Genomic DNA, 17,820 nt, shown 5'->3' with positions numbered 1-17,820 from the left:
TTATTATTTCACCTGTCTACCGTATGGGGAGCATATCAAGATTCAATCTGCAGAGCAGCCTCTTCAGGCTATCTGAAACTCTTATTTACTCCAAATTCGTTGCAGGATAACTGCTGCTTCGGCGCGAGTGAGAGAGCTATTCGGCGCCAATTTGCCGTTCGAGCCTTGCACGATACCGGCATTGACCAACGCTGCAACGCTGTCTTTCGCGTAAGAAGCTACCGATGCCTCGTCGCTGAACGCATCCAAAGTGCCGCCTGTCGGCAACGCTTTGCCTGCGGCTTTCGCCGCGCGCGCCGCGATGACCATCATGTCTTGACGCGAGATCTTGCTGTTCGGATCGAACAGATTGCTGCCCGTGCCTTGAATGATGCCGAGCTGCGCAGCGATCTTGACCGCATCGTAGTAGTATGCGGAGGAATCCACGTCGGAGAACATCGTTACGGAAGCATTGTTACCTTTAAGCTCCAATGCGCGAACGAGCAGCGACAGGAAGTCCGCTCTCTTGATGGCGGCGTTCGGATCGTACGCATTCTCGCTCGTGCCGTTAATGATTCCGCGAGATGCCATCGCTTCGATCGCTTTCTTCGCCCATGGTACGGACTGAAGATCTCCGAACGATTTCACGACGAATGCAACTGCATAGTTACTGAAGTGAGTCGTCGAGAATTTGACCGTACCGCTTGCTGCATCGTAGCGGGCATTCGGCACAGGTGTCGCTTTGCCGATGCCGTCGATGTACCAGATGATGATGTGATCCGGGTTGCTTAGCTCTTCAGCCGTCGGCGTGTAAGGAACGGATACCGTTACAGACGCGTTCGGGTTGTTCCAAGCGACAACGGAGTCGCCTGCCAAAACTTCGAGGCTAATGACCGGATGGTTACCGATTTGCTGGCGGACGTCATTGCTGAGTCCTTCTGTCGAGACCTTGCCCAAGCGAACCGATATGGAATCGGAGCTGCCGACGTTCGTGCCTGCCAGCATGTTGCCAGGCAGCTCGACCGTGCCGTTCTCCGTCTTGATCGCAAGTACTGTCGATCCGGAATCTTTCAGGCTTTGAAGCGGCAATTGCACTTCGTATGAATTTGCGCCTGCTGTTGCAGGAATGTCGATCGTAACTTTTTTCTTGCCTGCAGCGTTAGTTACAACTTGATCGAACGCTTTCTGCAGATTGCCGGCAGAGATGTTGGACGATGCCTTACCGTTATTCACGGTAACTTTTGGTGTGATCTGGCCGTTTTCAGCCGGCTGTTCAGTCACCGGAGGAGGCGTGACTGTACCGGTCTGAGGCGGAGCGGCGCTCGTTGTTGCAAACACAACTGTGGATGCATCCGACACCAATTCCCCTTTAACTGCCTTCACGTAGTAATAGTACTTCGTCGAAGCGGTCAGACCCATATCCGTGTATTCAGAACCCGTTTTGCCAGAAGCGATTTCCGTGAAAGGACCGGATTCGGACGTTCCGCGATAGACGGAGAACGTTACGCTCGTGTCTGAAGTGGTGTTCCAAGTCAGCTTGATCGAGGATTGGCTTTGTGCAGCGGCCGTCAATCCCGTAGGTACCGCCAAAACCTCTTCAGGTGGCGTTACAACCTGAGGATTCGTCGTTGCATTTACGACTGCGGATGCATCCGACACCAATTCCCCTTTAACTGCCTTAACGTTGTAGTAGTACTTCGTTGAAGCCTCCAGACCCGTATCCGTGTATTCAGTACCCGATTCACCGGAAGCGATTACCGTGAATGGACCGGATTCGGACTCTCCGCGATAGACGGAGAACGTTACGTTCGTGTATGAAGCGGCATCCCAATTCAACTTGATCGAGGATTGGCTTTGTGCAGCGGCCGTCAATCCCGTAGGTACCGCCAAAACCTCTTCAGGCGGCGTTACAACCTGAGGATTCGTCGTTGCATTTACGACTGCGGATGCATCCGACACCAATTCCCCTTTAACTGCCTTAACGTTGTAGTAGTACTTCGTTGAAGCCTCCAGACCCGTATCCGTGTATTCAGAACCCGTTTTGCCTGAAGTTATTTCCGTGAAAGGACCGGATTCGGACGTTCCGCGATAGACGGAGAACGTTACGTTCGTGTCTGAAGCGGCATCCCAATTCAACTTGATCGAGCTAGCGTTCACGGCGGAAGCCGTTACGTTCGCAGGCGCCTCCGGTGGCGTTGCAGGAGGACTCTTACCGAAAAGCGTAAGCACTCCAAAAACGGACGTGTCTTGATAACCTTGGCCGGTCAAATCGTTCCATGCGGCAACGCTCTGACGAGCACCGTTTTTACCGTCGTTGATTTGCAAGTCAAAGCCTAGCTTCATGTTGTTTTCCGGCGTGATCGATGTTAACGGTATTTTCATTTCTACCGTGTAGTTCGTTCCGGAAAGAGAGGTGGCCGACTCGAAACCGGCTGCTTTGCTTGACGGATTGAAAGTTGCCTGGTTCTTATAGTTTACTCTGTATTGCCCGTCATCCGATTCATAGGAAGCTGTCTTTCCATTATTCTCGTCTACGAACACTTCGACGGAATCTTGTTCATATGCGTTCGGGCTAGTACTATCCAGTTCCGCATTATCAGTAACTTGGATTAGCACATACAGGTTGTGATCATCCCAGAGCGCTTTGCCTACACCGCGTGCACCTTGCCAAGCCATCTGGAACTTCTGGATCGACACTTCAGGCGCATCGCTCCAGATCGTGTCAATGGTTCCGTCTATGACCGGCGTACCGTATTTAGCGGACGTTTGGCTAGCGGTTGCCGAAGCCGGCGGGTGCTCCGCTATGAACTTGCTCGGATCGATAACGCCGTAATAGGCTTGCTTCGCTTGCAGGTTGTTATCGAAGAGCAACGGCGGTTGTTCTTTTCTCCAGCTCGTCGCGTCGTTCAGACCCCAGAAGGTGACTCTGGCGATATTCGAGGCGTGCTCTTTGTAAATTTGGAATAGCTGCGCGTACAAGTAGCCTTGTACGATTGCTTCCTTTTCGGTGATCGTACCGCCGTTGCCGGCCGTTATGTCCAGCTCGGTAATGCTGACTTCAACGCCCAAGGAGATAAACCGCTCCAACGACGCTTTAACGTTGTCCGGCTTCGTGTTGACGTTGTAATGCGCCTGCATGCCGACGCCGTCGATCAGCTTCTTGCCCGGATGCGTAAGCGCGTACTTGTCGTTGATAGCTTTGACCATGTTGTAAATAGCCGTAGCTTTGTTCTGGTTATCATCGTTGTAATCGTTGTAATAGAGCTTGATATTCCAAGAGGGGTGCGCGTCCAGCACTTCTCTTGCTGCCAAGAACGCCTGCTCCACGTAATCGTTACCGATCGCCGTTTTCCAAGGAGAGGTGCGAAGGGAAGCACTCCAATCCGAAGGATTAGAAGGATTGTCGTTCATCGCTTCGTTGACGACGTCCCAAGAAACAAAATTGTTGCCGTATTTGTCACCGTAGTGCGTCAAAACCGTTTCGATATGGGTTCTCATATTGGCGAGTGCCTCTTCGCGGCTCAAAGGCGAACCGTTCGAAGTAGTCATCCACGCAGGTGTCTGCTGATGCCATACGAGCACATGGCCGTGTACTTTCATCCCTGCGGCGATCGCTTTATCGACAAGCGAATCCGCATAAGTGAAAGTACCTTTGACCGCCTGCGTCGCATCCGGTTTCATGGCGTTTTCCGCCGTGACGACATTATGATGCAATTTGAGAAGCTCCAGGCGAGTGCCATCGAAATCCGCCGCGGATACCGCGTTGCCGATCAAGAAATCGTTTTGGTACTGCGTCTTGATTGGCGTCAGGTCTTTTTGTACTGAAATAGGGATCGAGCCCGTGTTCACGAAGCTGATATCGTCGATGTAGAAAGAAGCAGTCTTGTTGCTGGAGCTCTCGACGTAGATGGTCAAAAATTCGTCGCCTACGCTCGAGTAACGATAGGTGCCTTCAAGCTTCACCCATCCGTCGGTAGCTCTGACGGTTTTTGCTTGTATGGTATTATAGCTTGCGGTGCTGCCGTTGCCGACTTGAGTGGACAATTGAAGCTGCGAGCTGGTCGGCGAGATCAGCTTGACCCATGCCGTTACTTTGTACTCGCTCCCTTTGTCTACGTTCTGCTCGACACGAATCGTCGGACCGTGCCAAGAGTCTGTACGGCCTTCTACTTTCAACGCATAAGAACCGTTGTCGGTGTGGTTGGCTTCATCCGTCACGGTCAACATTTCCGTTCCCGCACGGCCGACAAAGCCGCCCTTCGATTGATCCTCGAACGTTATAGTATTGAATGGCACGGCTGGAGTTCTCGGAGGCTCGGCGCCAGGCGTAACGTCTTTGATTACGAATTCGTCCATATAGTAGTCGGCTTTCGCCGTGGCGGTTTCGTCTGGACTGTAGATGTTCGCTTCGATCCACACTAGGAATTCGGTCGTGCTGGCAGGCACTTCGTAGCCTTTCAGTTCGAACGTCTTCCAAGCGGAGTCCGTAACGGCTTGGTTGCCGATAATCCATGGGTAGCTATCCGTTCCGCCGGATTTGACTTTCGCGCCTAAGTGGTAGTTATCGGTTCCTTGAGCAGAGCGAAGTTTGTACGAGATATCGTACTTATGACCGGATACCAACTTGCTGGTCAGATTGAGAGATACGGCGCTCTTTCTGTCCGAACGGTTCTTATATAGAAGGGATTTCGTTCCCTCGGATGCGTAGTCGGACGATACTACCGCTGTTCCGGTGCCGTTCCATCCCAGATCCGTCCAACCTCCGAGCTGACCATCCTCAAAGCTTTGGGACAGGACGATGAATCCTGGAGGAGGAGCTGCGCTGGTCTGGCGGATGACGACGTCGTCGATCGCGAAGCTTGTATTTTTACCGGCGTCTTCGGATTCGAAGTAGAGTTTAATTCCCGTAGCGGCGGTGTTATACGTATAAGTACCGCTCAGTTTCACCCAAGCGCCGTCGGTGACCGTCGTCAACCCGATTACTTGCTTAAACTGGTCGTTGCCGGTTAATCCGGATTGCTCAATCGATGCCTTTAACTGCGTCGAAGCTGCTCCGGTATCCAGCTTGGCGTAGGCGGAAATTTCGTATTCCGCGCCTTTTTCAAGCGTATCCGTCAACACTAGGCTCGGGCCGTGGTAATTTTGGGTGCGTCCCGTCACGAGAAGCGCGTTCGAGCCGGAGTGGTAGACGGCATTCGTTACGGTCGCCGTAGCGCCGTTGCCGGTCCACCCATTTTTGCCGTTTTCGAATTTCTCGACAAGAACGGCCGGTTTGACGACTTTCACTTGGAAATCGTCGACGTAGAAGCTAACGGTTTTACTGCTGTTGCTCTGTAAGTAGACTTGCAGGGAATTGGCGTTCATGTCGTAAGTATACTCGCCTTTGACTTGTACCCAAGCGTCGGCTGTTACCGTTGCCGCGGAGCCTGGATTCAGGTACTCGTTGGCTGCCCCTGTCTGTTGAGCGCCGAATTGGATTGTCTCGGAGCCTGTTGTTCCCTCTTTGAGTTTAACCCATGCGGAAAACTCGTAAACTGATTCCTTGTTCAGTTTGCCGGTGGCGGCGAGGTTAAAGCCCGGGCCGTTCCAGTTGTCCGTTCTTCCTTCCACCAAGAGACTGCGGGTTCCGCTATGAGCGGCATTGGTCGAAGCCGTTACCGTCTCGGTACCGCGCTTAAACCATCCTTGCGTGCCGTTCTCGAAGTCGTTCGAAACAACAACGTTCCCGATCGCTTCTGGTGTCGGAGGCGTAGGTCCGCCGATCGCGGCTGCGAAGGTATTTAAAGTATCGTCTTTCTTAATGAGAATACGTCCCATCGCCAAGGCGTCGTCATCTCCGCTCCAGGCTTTGAAACCGACAATAATTCCGTTCTCCGTCGCGGCTGCTTTTACGTCCGCGTTGTAGTTGCCGTAAGGATAGGCAAGAAGGATCGGATCTTTGCCGGTAATTCCTTTCAAGAACGTATTCGCGGATTGGATTTCCGCGGCCGCGGTCGCTTTGGTGATGCTAGTCGTCCATACGGCTTGATCATGCGTCTTTGTATGGTTTTGAAGACTGATGTTCGGGTTGTTTTTCAGCGTGTTCAATTGGCTCAGTGTCATTCCCCAAGAACCGATATTGTCCTGGATGACGAAAGATACCGCTTTCATGTTGTACTGCGTCAATACTGGAAGCGCGTTTGTAATAAAGTCCGGTGTCGCGTCGTCGAACGTCAGCAGGATCGGTTTAGAAGGAGCGGTTGCCCCGTTCACGATAATGTCGACGTACTGTTCCGCGGATACGGTGGTATAGCCGTTATCGTTCAGATACTTCATTTGTTTTTTGAAGTTGGCTGTGCTGTATTGATAATCTCCGGATGGATTATCGGTGATTACATGATACAGGATGACAGGTATCGTTGCGCTCGCTGCATTCGCTTTTGGAGCAAACCAAAATTGCGGCACTAACAGTACCGCGGCTAACAGTGACAGCAATTGCCGTTTGAAGCGTCTACTCATTTGATGTCCTTCCCCCCAGAATGAATTTTTAAAGTTACCTGAAGCGCTTTCAACCTTGATGTTGAATGACTTCTCCTTCCCGTATCTTCAATTATAATGAGCGTTTTAATAGGGCGGCACCTAGCGAAGTAGAGATTCTACTATAAAAATTAAAGAAGATATTAGATCCGAACTTATGAACCACCATATTTCATTTTGGAAAATATGAAGGCTGTAACAGACCACAACAAAATGAGGATGGCGCAGAAACAACCTCTTCGCCATCCTCATTATTAGTTAATGAAACCTTTATTTACTCCAAATCTGTTGCAGGATAACTGCCGATTCGGCGCGAGTGAGGAAGCCTGTTCGTCGCCAATTTGCCGTTCGAAACTTGCACGATACCGGCATTGACCAACGCTGCAACGCTGTCTTTCGCGTAAGAAGCTTCCGAAGTCTCGTCGCTGAACGCACCCAAAGTGCCGCCTGTCGGCAACGCTTTGCCCGCGGCTTTCGCCGCGCGCGCCGCGATGACCATCATGTCTTGACGCGAGATCTTGCTGTTCGGATCGAACAGATTGCTGCCCGTGCCTTGAATGATGCCGAGCTGCGCAGCGATCTTGACCGCATCGTAGTAGTATGCGGAAGAATCCACGTCGGAGAACGTCGTTACGGAAGCATCGTTACCTTTAAGCTCCAATAAGCGAACGAGCAGTGACAGGAAGTAGTTGTTCAGCCACGGAATCGATTGGCTTTCCCAGACGAGCGTATGCCCATGTATTTCTAGGTCATTGTCGATCGCGCTTTGAATTTCCGCGTCCGTTTCTGTAAAACTCAGATCCGCGACGTTCTTTGAGGCGGCGCTGTTACCTTTTAGTGAGTCTGGCTTCGTCGCGTTTTCAGGCGTCTCAACGCCGAACTGGACTTTCAGGACGGACAAGATTGGGTCTTGCATGTAATTTACAATTATTCCTCTAATGGATCCTCTTCACCATCGCCAACCCCTAGTTCCCTAAGAGACTCAGTATTAGCGATAAACTGCGGCAGAGTTACTAGTCAGCATCAGCATGTTAGCTACACCTCAAGTACCACGTCCACTCAGCATGTGTGACGTTACAAAGAAACCGTTCAAATGTTCTCAGATAGGGGTTTGAAATATATCCAAGCACAAAATGAAATAAAAAAAACGGCATCTCTGTCGTTCTGATGATAAGGTATGGTGGACCCTAGCGGGATATTGAAATTCCGATTAACTTGCTAACGAAGTAAAGTCCACGATGACGTTCTTAGCGTTAACCATCATTATTAAACACTCCACATGTTTGGTGTTCATGATAATGACATAAATAGAGGGGGCGAATTTCGCCCCCTCTTTACTTAGATCAAGTCGGATAGTTGCAAGAGTCTTTGAATAATGGTTGCAACCTCAGCCCTAGTCATGTAGGCCTTTGGCGCAAGCGCACCATCGGTTCTTCCGGATACAACGCCGGCTTGCACGCAATCGGCAACTCCGCTTTGCGCCCATACGGATACTTGAGCAGCATCTTTGAATGGCTTTAGTATCGAGTCTGCCGATCGATCCGACAGCTTCTGTTTCAACCCCGTGATCGCGAGCGCTTTAGACAGAATCGTCATCGCCTGTTCGCGTGTGATCTTCTCCATCGGACGGAAAGTGCCGTCCTCGTATCCGTCGATCAGACGATACGCATACGCCGTATTCACCGCGCTGCTATACCAATCCGTCGCTTTCACGTCCGAGAATGTCGCAGTTCCATTTTCAAGCTGTAATCCCAATCCGCGGACGAGAATCGCCGCGAATTCGGCTCGGGTAATGTTCCGGTCGGGACTGAACATGCCGTTCCCCGCCCCGTCGATGACCATCCGCGAGCCCATGTCGTTCACGGCGTCCTTCGCCCAATGCTTCGCCATGTCGCTGAATTCGAGCGGATGCCATACGACCGAATACGTGCTGTTGGTCAAGCTGTTGATAACCGCATATAATTTACCGTCGATCTTTACGACCTTCGTCGGAACGTGGCGAACCGTTCCATTAGGTTCGATCACGACGCCTGTCGTTACCTTGCTTGGATCAACGCCGTCCGGAATGGCAACCGTTCGTTCCACGTACGCACTAAATTTGGAGACTTCGATTGTCGTATCGCCATACGTGACTTTTACGCTAAAGCTCAGTGGCGGTACGACAAGAGCGAATGATCCATTCATAGCCGCATTCTCGACGACTTTTACCGTATCCGAAATCGGCGTTGCAATTTCGATACGAACCTTGACGTTTTGCAGCGTAACCGAATTCCCGAATTGATCGGCTATTGCGCGAATGTTGAATTGCAGTGCCGGAAGTGTGTAGGTTGCCCGATCCGTTTTGATCTGAAGAATCGCTTGCCTGTCTTCCATGTTTTTGATCATCTGTCCGTCTAGCTCTCCTACCAGAATGTCTGATTTGACGTTTGGCACGACCGTAACGACGGATTTTGGCGCCTCGGACTTCAGTAGTTCTTCCAGTTTTTTCTGGTCCATGATAAACGTCGACATCGTCTGATTGTCTCGTATGGAATTCGCCATTTTGCCCAAGTTTTCAGCTTTTCCGTTAACCAGTACGATCACATCGAGATCCGAAGGCGTCGATGGCGATAAATTGCCGCTCGGGGAAGGTACGTTCACCGTCACCGTAACCGCGTTGCTCGTTGCCGTTGCCGTTTGGTTGCCCGTCGCGCCGCTGTCCGTATTGGTCACAAGAACGTAATAATGCTTCGTACCTGCCGTCCCCGTCGGCGCAGCGTAAGCAGCGCTGGTCGCACCCGCAATCAAGTTACCTCCACTATTATTGTTGGTCGTGTTGCTATACCATTGGTAGCTCAGCGATACGCCTCCGCTAGCCGCTACACTTAGGTTCGCGCTTCCTCCCACGTTTACCGTCTTGTCCGCAGGCTGCGTATCGATGCTTGGCATGACTGCATGGGTCAGCGCGTTCACCGTCACCGTAACCGCGTTGCTCGTTGCCGTTGCCGTTTGGTTGCCCGTCGCGCCGCTGTCCGTATTGGTCACAACAACGTAATAATGCTTCGTACCTGCCGTCCCCGTCGGTGCAGCGTAAGCAGCGCTGGTCGCTCCCGCAATCAAGGTACCTCCACTAGTGCTGTTAGTCGTGTTGCTATACCATTGGTAGCTCAGCGATACGCCTCCGCTAGCCGCTACACTTAAGCTCGCGCTTCCTCCCACGTTTACCGTCTTGTCCGCAGGCTGCGTATCGATGCTGGGCGCGGCCGCGTGCGTCAGCGCGTTCACCGTTACTGTGGCCACGCTGCTCGTTACCGTTGCCGTTTGGTTGCCCGTCGCGCCGCTGTCCGTATTGGTCACAACAACGTAATAATGCTTCGTACCTGCCGTCCCCGTCGGTGCAGCGTAAGCAGCGCTGGTCGCTCCCGCAATCAAGGTACCTCCACTAGTGCTGTTAGTCGTGTTGCTATACCATTGGTAGCTGAGCGATACGCCTCCGCTAGCCGCTACGCTTAAGCTCGCGCTTCCTCCCACGTTTACCGTCTTGTCCGCAGGCTGCGTATCGATGCTGGGCGCGGCCGCGTGCGTCAGCGCGTTCACCGTTACTGTGGCCACGCTGCTCGTGGACGTTGCCGTTTGGTTGCCCGTCGCGCTGCTGTCCGTATTAGTTACGACAACGAAATAATACGTCGTGCCCGCTGTTACCGTCGGCGCTGCATACGTAGCGCTGGTCGCACCCGAGATCAAGGTACCTCCGCTATTATTATTGGTCGTGTTGCTATACCATTGGTAGCTGAGCGATACGCCTCCGCTAGCTGCTACACTTAAGCTCGCGCTTCCTCCCACGTTCACCGTCTTGTCCGCCGGTTGCGTGTCGATGCTTGGCGTGACTGCATGGGTCAGCGCGTTCACCGTCACCGTGACCACGTTGCTCGTTGCCGTTGCCGTTTGGGTGCCCGTCGCGCCGCTGTCCGTATTGGTCACAACAACGTAATAATGCTTCGTACCTGCCGTCCCCGTCGGTGCAGCGTAAGTAGCGCTGGTCGCTCCCGCAATCAAGGTACCTCCACTAGTGCTGTTAGTCGTGTTGCTATACCATTGGTAGCTCAGCGATACGCCTCCGCTAGCCGCTACACTTAAGCTCGCGCTTCCTCCCACGTTCACCGTCTTGTCCGCCGGTTGCGTGTCGATGCTTGGCGTGACTGCATGGGTCAGCGCGTTCACCGTCACCGTGACCACGTTGCTCGTGGACGTTGCCGTTTGGTTGCCCGTCGCGCTGCTGTCCGTATTGGTTACGACAACGAAATAATACGTCGTGCCCGCTGTTACCGTCGGCGCTGCATACGTAGCGCTGGTCGCACCCGAGATCAAGGTACCTCCGCTATTATTATTGGTCGTGTTGCTATACCATTGGTAGCTGAGCGATACGCCTCCGCTAGCTGCTACACTTAAGCTCGCGCTTCCTCCCACGTTCACCGTCTTGTCCGCCGGTTGCGTGTCGATGCTTGGCGTGACTGCATGGGTCAGCGCGTTCACCGTCACCGTGACCACGTTGCTCGTTGCCGTTGCCGTTTGGGTGCCCGTCGCGCTGCTGTCCGTATTGGTCACAACAACGTAATAATGCTTCGTACCTGCCGTCCCCGTCTGTGCAGCGTAAGTAGCGCTGGTCGCTCCCGCAATCAAGGTACCTCCACTAGTGCTGTTAGTCGTGTTGCTATACCATTGGTAGCTCAGCGATACGCCTCCGCTAGCCGCTACGCTTAAGTTCGCGCTTCCTCCGACGTTTACCGTCTTGCCCGCAGGCTGCGTGTCAATGCTCGGCGCGGCCGCGTGGGTCACCGCTAAACCTGTAAAAATCAACTGCGGCTTATAGGTCACATTTTCATCCGGATAAAGGGTGAAATAAGCCGTTTTGTTGGCATCGGCGCGACCGCTCAACAGGAAGGTAATATCCGTTGCGCCCAAGGATATTTTATTTTTCACGTAATCCGTGACATCAAGATAAAGACAACCTATCAATATGTTGCTGATCGGCGTACAGCCCGCCGACGTCGTGTCAACGTTGGTTGTATCAATCGTTCCTGTATTACTGGCAACCCTGACATTTTGAAGACTGGCTATATTCAGTCGGCTGTCGTTGTTGTCCAATGGAAAATTGGCTATATTGTTGGACAAATTTTCCGGCCATGTGGTATTGTCGGAGGCACGGACAGTGACTCGAATATCATTCGGCGTTGTTCCCTGGTTGGCATAAATATGCGGGATAAATACCCGAAGCTTGACGGAAGTAATTGTAGACGGTAGCCCGGAATTTAACCCCGAAAAGTTAATCGCCGTCTTCTGAATGCCCACGTCATAGTCAGGGCCGACAACGTTCACATTCACGTGTCCGGCTCCCGGAATAAAACTGAAGGCGTCATAGCCAGTTGGGTACGTACCGAAGTCGTCGATAAAAACGTCTTTGTTGGCATACACAATCGTTTCACCACTAGCGTTAGCATGCCGAATGCTCCAAGACAATTGCAACCATGAAAAGATAAGTGCGAAAACCAACGTTAAGGACAATGTTTTTCTCAAAATATTTCACCTCATGTGGAAGTATAAGCTTCTCGGAATAAGAAATTCTGCTTCGGTTCTGGCCTTCCGGCCAGGGGTTATACCGTTTCCGTTCAAATCCGCAATTCACGGCTAGTTGGCAACCTTGCCTGAGGCGTATCCCGACGGCGTTGTAATCGAAATAACTATCCCCCCTGATGACTTGATCCGAGTATCCGGCTGCATGTACCATCTCCCATGACAGCAATACTTCTAATCTATCATTAAAGATTGTTCTATATATGAAACATAAAGAAATCTTTAAGATCACGCTTGCAACGCACCAATGGCAACCAGCATATATCCTGTCGGACAAAAGACTGAATTCCTTTTTCGATCTAGAGATGGTTTCACTATCCATATTGACATGCGTAGAAATCCAGCGCGGAACGTCCTAATTTAGTTCGATCAGCTTACGTCAAACCATAACAAAAAACGCAGTCCTGATGGACTGCGTACATTTATTGTATTGGTGGACCTTAGCGGGATATTGAAATTCCGATTAACTTGCTAACGAAGTAAAGTCCACGATGACGTTCTTAGCGGTAAATTTCAATGCCGTGCTCGTCCGCCTCCGGCTCCCTGCGCGCGGAACGCCCCAGCTTGGTTCGATCTCCTATGGATGGTCATTCACACTGCCATAACCACTCTCTGTGTAGTCACGTCATAATGTTAATGCCGAAATACTCATAGCAAATCGGGGCTTTGGATCGATCCCAAACATTCGTAATGATAGATTTTCCCTGTTGTTCCGGTGGGTACTGGACGAAGCCTAGCTTTCTGAACAAGCATGCGGCAATATTTAATGACAGTTTGTTTGTGAAGTTCCAGCTCCCTTGCCGCTTCAGGGGGACGAATGATTCGATTGTGACGGATTGCGAAACGCATAAGCTGTCGTTCAATTTTGCAAAACGGCCGCGAAACCAGTATGTATTTCTTTGTGTCTAAAGCCAGATATGGAGCCAACAAATTCCGGACAATAGCTTCAATAAAAGACGGGTTTTCTTTCATCTCGTCGTATGAGATCGAAATGACTTGGAATTGTTGGGACTGCAGAAACAACGTGCGGTTCAAATCCAATCGATACTTGGTGCGGTCTTAGCCGTGTGATCCGTAATCCATGATTTCAAACGCAAAGCGGTTTCCTCCCACGGTCCACATAAAGTCTACAAAATACGATCGCCCCCGCCAATCCATTACCTCATACTCCGGATGAAGCCCAACAAATTGTCCCATGAGTGACCACCAAATCTTTTCGACAAACATTTTATTCCCAAACCCGTGTCCCCGCAATAGTGAGTCTTTTCGCTCTCCATGACGCCTGCTCAAATGCCATTTAATCCACTTTTCATGTTCAATCTCGAAGCTTATTTTCTTCGCCTCCTAGATTAAAATTAAAAAAAGCCCCAATTAACCCTGCGCGGTGCAGGATCATCGGGGCGTGCTTCGCCAATATGAGTGAAATATCGCATAAAACTTAATCATTACCAGTCTAATTAAGCCAACTCAAACGATTTTTCGTACAAATTCTATGATTTATTCGCCATCATGCTGGCTTTTGTACGATAAATCGTACAAACTGGCTCCAACTTCATCAAAACCAAGGGGCACTTGTACGATAAATCGTACAAACTTAACGCATTATCATCATTTTTGCAAAAAAACAGCCCCGTCAAGGCTGCCCGTTGAATCGTTTTGGTGGACCCTAGCGGGATCGAACCGCTGACCTCTTCGCTGCCAGCGAAGCGCTCTCCCAGCTGAGCTAAGGGCCCAAGATTGTGACGACAAAAATGAGTTTATCACAGGACAATACCAGATGTCAACGGGATTTCGAGGGGGTTTCCCGAGAAATTTACGAGCTAGGGACATAACGTTACCGGGTACTAAATATGATGCTGCCGTCACCTTAATTAATCCGCGCCGAAGAAGACGCCTCCCGATTGGTCCTGCGTCTCTTCAGCCCGGATCAGATCCCATGTTTGCTCATGAGCGAGTTCAATTCCTTCAAGAACATGTTGATGTCCTTGAACTGGCGATACACCGACGCGAACCGCACATACGCGACTTCATCGACGTTGTACAGATGTTGCATCAATTGTTCGCCGATGATTCCGCTGTCGATCTCCGCTTGCGCCGTGTTGCGGATATCCCGTTCCACGTCGGATACGATGACTTCCAGCTGCCCGACGGATACCGGACGTTTCTCGCATGCTCGGAGCAGTCCGCGCAGCACCTTATCCCTGCTGAATTCCTCGCGGCTTCCGTCTTTCTTGACTACGATGAGCGGAGTTTCCTCCACCGTCTCGAAAGTCGTGAACCGGCGGCTGCATTTCTCGCACTCGCGGCGGCGGCGTATCGATTTGTTGTCGTTGGCCGGGCGCGAATCGAGCACCTTAGTCCCGCTATAATCGCAATAAGGACATTTCATGGCGGTTATTCAGTCTCCTTCGTCGTAACAATTTTTTCTTTTTCCAAGCCTTCCCTTACATGATCGGAACAATAAAACCACATAATACTGTTACCAACCGCAAGGAGGTGAATAACAATGGCCGGACAACAAAGCAACAGAAGCAATACATTGCTTGTCCCTCAAGCAACTGCCGCTCTTGACCAACTGAAATACGAAGCTGCGCAAGAGCTGGGCATCGCCATCCCGCAAGATGGATACCAAGGGAACATGACCACGAAAGATAACGGATCGATCGGGGGTAACATTACCCGCCGCTTGGTACAACTGGCAGAACAACAACTTGCCGGTAAATAACGGTTAGACCAGAGGGCACTCAATACCGGGAAGCTTTGAGACGACTACGCCTCAAGGCTTCTCTTTCCATGTTACAAAGTTTCGTATATTTTCGTGTACTTCTTATAATAATACATCACACGTTGCACGTAATGTCTAGTCTCCCCGTAAGGAATATCTCGTACCGTTTGCTCTTCGCCGCTCCAGACCCCTTTATCCAGCCATTGGCGAACTTTTCCCGGGCCTGCGTTATAAGCGGCCAACGATACAACTAAGTTGCCGTTGAACTGTCGATTAAGCTCCTTCACGTACCAAGACCCCAATCGTATACCCGCATGCGCTTGACTTCCGGCATCCTTCGCCGTCATTTTTCCGAAATCGCCTTGCTTCAAAATCCACTCCGCCGTATCCGGCATGATTTGCATAACACCTACGGCACCTTTAGGAGATACCGCGCTTACCTTATAATTCGATTCGACTCGAATGATGGCCGCGATCAGCAAGGGATCGAGCCCGTACTGTTCCGCGTTCTGTTTGATCTCTTCCGTATAAGATATCGGATAAATCCACCGCCCCAGCCATTCCGATTGCACGAATAGCGCGCCCAGAACGATCAAGACGAGGGGGAGGATAATCCTTTTGCGCTTTATCCGCTTCCTCATCCCAGCCCCTTTTCCCGCCAGAAGCGTTCGATTTGCTCTTCCGTCCGTTCAGGAGTCCCGCTGTTATCGATCAGAATATCCGCTCGAAGCTTCTTATCCTCGATATCCATCTGCGCATCCAGTCGCTTGCGCGCTTCTTCGTAGGTCAGCTTGTCCCGCGACGCGAGACGTTCTAATTGAGCACCGCGTGGGACGTAAACGACCATGATTTGTTCAAAATAAGACTCCAAGCCGGATTCGTATAATAAAGGTACGTCGACGACGACGAGTTTGTCCGGTGTATGGCTCTCATGATAAGCCATTCTTTCCTTCATGACCGCCCGGATCGCCGGATGGGTAATCGACTCCAGCGCTTTGCGCTCGGCCGGATCCGCGAAAATGATCGACCCGAGCCGTTTGCGGTCAAGCGTTCCGTCCTCGTTCAACACCTGCGGCCCGAATCGCCCGGCGATCGCCGCCAGGGACGGTTGCCCGGGTTCGACGACTTCCCGGGCGACTTTGTCCAGATCGATCAAGATTGAGCCTCGCTGCTCGAGCAGCTTGGCGATCGTGCTTTTGCCAGTGGCGATACCGCCCGTTAAACCGATGTTCATCGCTATCTTCCTTATAGAAACAATTTGAATATGCCCATGAGGATTAATATAATACCGGGCATGACCGAAAGAGTTTTGACCCAACGCCAATCCGAAGCCCAGAATCCGACTCTCGTGCCCGAGAGCAGGAACAAACCGCTTGCCAACGCGATCAAAAGAGCCGTAAGCGGAGGAGGAAAACCTAGCAACGCTGCGCCGATCCCAGCACCGAAAGCATCCAAAGACAACGCTAAGCCGAGGAAAAACGCTTCCCCCGCGCTAATCGTGCCCGAACGGTCCCTATCCGCCGCGGACGGCGTTCTCAGAATTTGAATAATAAAACCGAACACTTTAAGTTCCATCTTAAGTACCGGTTCCTCCGGGCGCGAACTTGCGTGCTCGCTAGCGGCTGCATATTCTTCCCGGGAGGGCCGTCCTTCCGAACTTTCCCGTCGTCCGTTGCGGATAAACTGTAACAAGGCCGCCGCGCCGATGCCCATGAGAATGATCGCGCCTACGGCTGATGCCCCTTTGGGCGGCATCCATTGCGATATCGCAACGCCGACCATCATCGATAGCAGGATGATAAGCCCCGAACAAGCCGAAATGATCGCGATCGAGGATATCGGTATTTTTATTTTTCTGATTCCATACGTTATACCTACCCCGAAACCGTCAAGACTAACCGCGACCGACAATAAAACAAGCGATGCGACAGGTGCCATCATATCGAGTTCCCCCTGCATTGGATGCTTGCCCGAACTTCCCCACTCGGAAGTTAGGTTCTGTTCATCCTATGCACCAGAAGGATCGAATGCCCCGATCGCTCGAATATTCCTGTGCGAATGCCTACTTTTTGCTTATTGTCCCAAGCCGTCCAACCTGCTTTTAACCGCATTGGCGCGCGTTTTGTTCGTCCTCTTGCTTCCTTCCGCGGACGCTCCGCGAGGAGCTCGCTGGCACTTGGGACATACATGCGTCCCGCGTCCGCCGACGACCGACTTCTCAATGGGCGTCCCGCAACCAACGCAAGGCTCGCCCGTTCTACCATAGGCTTGCAAGCTATGCTGGAACAGCCCCATCTCTCCTTGACCGTTTACATAAGATTTGATGGAAGAGCCTCCGGCTTCGACGGCAGCCGACAAAGTCGCGATGATCGCGGCATAAAGCCGCCCCTGCTCCTTCCCGCTCAGTTCGTTGGCGGCTCTCTCCGGATGAATGCCTGCGGCGTGCAGAGCTTCGTCCACGTAGATGTTGCCCAATCCGACGACAACTTCCTGGTTCAACAACAACGGCTTTATTTTCGTCGACCGCTTGCCCAGCGCGCGCCGGAACGAATCCAGCGTAAACCCTTCGTCCAAAGGCTCCAACCCCAGTTTATTCAACGGAGCCGCCTTTAATTCTTCTCCCGGCAAGAACAAATGCATCGTTCCGAATTGTCGAACGTCTTTATAACGCAGTTCCGTCCCATCCGAAAAATGGAATACGACATGCGTGTGAGTCTCCGTCGGTTCGTCTTGTTCGTATAAGCCGTATCGCCCTTCCATTCGCAGATGCGAGACAAGAACTAGGCCGTCCAGGATGAGCCTGAGGAACTTCCCACGTCGTTCGACCGACTGGAAGGTTCTTCCTTCCAACGCGGCGGCGAACTGCTCCGGATCGACGGGTTTCTGAAGGATGCGCGGCAAGCTGACCGTAACGCGATCGATCTGCTTGCCGACGATTAACGTATTTAACGTTCTTCGAACCGTTTCTACCTCCGGTAATTCAGGCATGG

General features: G+C 51.7%; 9 protein-coding genes and 1 tRNA gene. 1 reads left to right on the top strand and 9 read right to left on the bottom strand.

The annotated features are described in order from the left end of the window. Positions 1 to 81 precede the first annotated feature (81 nt). From D7Z26_RS07135 to nrdR, 5 genes are all read right to left on the bottom strand, one after another. Positions 82 to 6,477: an endo-1,4-beta-xylanase gene (locus D7Z26_RS07135; protein ID WP_120975376.1), complete on the bottom strand. Its 6,396-nt coding sequence runs from the start codon at positions 6,475 to 6,477 to the stop codon at positions 82 to 84. Between the two features lie 292 nt (positions 6,478 to 6,769). Further along, positions 6,770 to 7,411 carry an S-layer homology domain-containing protein gene (locus D7Z26_RS07130; RefSeq protein WP_120975375.1) on the bottom strand — a complete coding sequence of 214 codons (642 nt, stop codon included), beginning with the start codon at positions 7,409 to 7,411 and terminating at the stop codon, positions 6,770 to 6,772. Positions 7,412 to 7,833: 422 nt separating this feature from the next. Next, positions 7,834 to 11,946: an S-layer homology domain-containing protein gene (locus tag D7Z26_RS27715; RefSeq protein ID WP_233566704.1), complete on the bottom strand. Its 4,113-nt coding sequence runs from the start codon at positions 11,944 to 11,946 to the stop codon at positions 7,834 to 7,836. A gap of 1,816 nt (positions 11,947 to 13,762) precedes the next feature. Further along, positions 13,763 to 13,838 (bottom strand) — tRNA-Ala (locus tag D7Z26_RS07110). A gap of 194 nt (positions 13,839 to 14,032) precedes the next feature. Beyond that, complete coding sequence (gene nrdR / locus D7Z26_RS07105; RefSeq protein WP_120975373.1) at positions 14,033 to 14,494, bottom strand: transcriptional regulator NrdR; 462 nt, start codon at positions 14,492 to 14,494, stop codon at positions 14,033 to 14,035. A gap of 117 nt (positions 14,495 to 14,611) precedes the next feature. Between nrdR and D7Z26_RS07100 the strand changes: the two genes are divergently transcribed. Beyond that, positions 14,612 to 14,830 (top strand): alpha/beta-type small acid-soluble spore protein, encoded by a 219-nt coding sequence (locus D7Z26_RS07100; RefSeq protein WP_120975372.1) that lies wholly within the window; start codon positions 14,612 to 14,614, stop codon positions 14,828 to 14,830. Positions 14,831 to 14,901: 71 nt separating this feature from the next. Here D7Z26_RS07100 and D7Z26_RS07095 read toward each other — a convergent pair whose 3' ends face one another. The 4 genes from D7Z26_RS07095 to mutM form a co-directional block, all read right to left on the bottom strand. Next, positions 14,902 to 15,471 carry a lytic transglycosylase domain-containing protein gene (locus D7Z26_RS07095; protein WP_120975371.1) on the bottom strand — a complete coding sequence of 190 codons (570 nt, stop codon included), beginning with the start codon at positions 15,469 to 15,471 and terminating at the stop codon, positions 14,902 to 14,904. Beyond that, positions 15,468 to 16,064, bottom strand: coding sequence for a dephospho-CoA kinase (coaE, locus tag D7Z26_RS07090; RefSeq protein WP_120975370.1), 597 nt, complete (start codon positions 16,062 to 16,064; stop codon positions 15,468 to 15,470). The genes D7Z26_RS07095 and coaE overlap by 4 nt, the downstream gene beginning before the upstream one ends. 11 nt (positions 16,065 to 16,075) lie before the next feature. Beyond that, positions 16,076 to 16,768, bottom strand: a complete 693-nt coding sequence (gene ytaF / locus D7Z26_RS07085) for a sporulation membrane protein YtaF (protein WP_120976480.1) — start codon at positions 16,766 to 16,768, stop codon at positions 16,076 to 16,078. 135 nt (positions 16,769 to 16,903) lie between these two features. Continuing rightward, the gene (gene mutM, locus D7Z26_RS07080) at positions 16,904 to 17,818 is read right to left on the bottom strand and encodes a DNA-formamidopyrimidine glycosylase (RefSeq protein ID WP_120975369.1); all 915 of its coding nucleotides are present in this window, start codon (positions 17,816 to 17,818) and stop codon (positions 16,904 to 16,906) included. Positions 17,819 to 17,820: the final 2 nt, after the last annotated feature.

It is taken from the genome of Cohnella endophytica (assembly GCF_003628305.1).
Classification (GTDB): domain Bacteria; phylum Bacillota; class Bacilli; order Paenibacillales; family Paenibacillaceae; genus Cohnella; species Cohnella endophytica.
This window is presented reverse-complemented; position numbering and strand designations above follow the sequence as displayed.